At 72.5% G+C, this 1007-nt stretch carries 2 protein-coding genes; one reads left to right on the top strand and one right to left on the bottom strand.

Annotation, left to right across the window (positions count from 1 at the left end):
• The coding region (locus tag ACLN58_RS22555) for a glycosyltransferase (protein ID WP_415857432.1) at positions 1-821 on the bottom strand (821 nt) is incomplete at its 3' end.
• Between the two features lie 38 nt (positions 822-859).
• Here ACLN58_RS22555 and ACLN58_RS22550 point away from each other — a divergent pair.
• Positions 860-1007 (top strand): alanine racemase (locus tag ACLN58_RS22550; RefSeq protein ID WP_415857433.1); only part of this gene is annotated, 148 nt, incomplete at its 3' end.

The following is a 1007-nucleotide window of genomic DNA, read 5'->3' as shown; positions in this document are numbered from 1 at the left end:
TCGAGGTCGAGGCCCAGCGAGCCGCTCGGCGCGCCGATGACGCTCACCACGAGCGGAATGTCCGGACGACGGCGGTGCAGCTCGCCAGCCGCCGCGACGAGCACCTGCGGGCCCTTGAGCCGCTGGAGCCGGCCCGCGAACAGCACGTGGAAGGAGGCCGCGGGCACGCCGGACGCGACCCTCGCGCGGGATCGGAACGCGGGCCGGAAGATGTCGAGGTCCACGCCCGGGCTCACGACGTCGATCCGGTCCTCGTCCACGCCGTAGTGCCGCACGAGCTCGTCCCGCTCGGCCGCCGTGTTGGCCGTGAATCGGGCCGCGGCGTCCGCGATGCGCTGCTCACCGCGCTCGCGCCACGTGGGCTCGGGGACGTCCCCCGCCGCGAGATGGCGGTTCTTGACGCGCGCCATCGTGTGCATCGTGTGCACGAGCGGAACGTCCCACTCGGTGGCCGCTCGCAGCCCCGCAAGACCGGAGACCCAGTAATGGCTGTGCACGGCCCGCGGAGGAGCGGCGCCGCGGGTGCGCCGCAGGATGCCCTCGGCGAACTCGTCCGCGAGCGGCGGCATCTGTTCTTTCGCGAGCTTCCGGGCCGGTCCCGCAGGGACGTGATGGACCGTGACGCCGGGCGAGATTGCGACGGCGTCCGGCTGGGACGGGTCGGTGGCGCGCGTGAAGATGTCCACCCCGAGGCCGTCCGCCGCGAGGGCGCGCGCGAGGTGGCTGATGTAGACGTTCATGCCTCCCGCGTCGCCTGCGCCCGGTTGCTCGAGCGGCGACGTGTGGAGGCTGATCATCGCCACGCGGTCCTGATGCTGCACCATCCAAGGCTACGGTTTCCGCGCGCTGGAATAGACTCGTGGGCGTGACCTCCACGCCTCACCCGCTAGCCGAACGCCTCCCCGAGAGGGCCGCCGTCGTCGACCTTGAGGCGATTCGCCACAACGTCCGCGTCCTGCGGACCGTCGCCGATCCCGCCCGCGTCATGGCGGTCGTGAAGGCGGACG

It is taken from the genome of Sinomonas sp. G460-2 (assembly GCF_047759905.1).
Taxonomy (GTDB): Bacteria; Actinomycetota; Actinomycetes; order Actinomycetales; family Micrococcaceae; genus Sinomonas.
The sequence above is the reverse complement of the archived record's forward strand: the minus strand, read 5'-3'. Positions and strand labels throughout refer to the sequence as shown.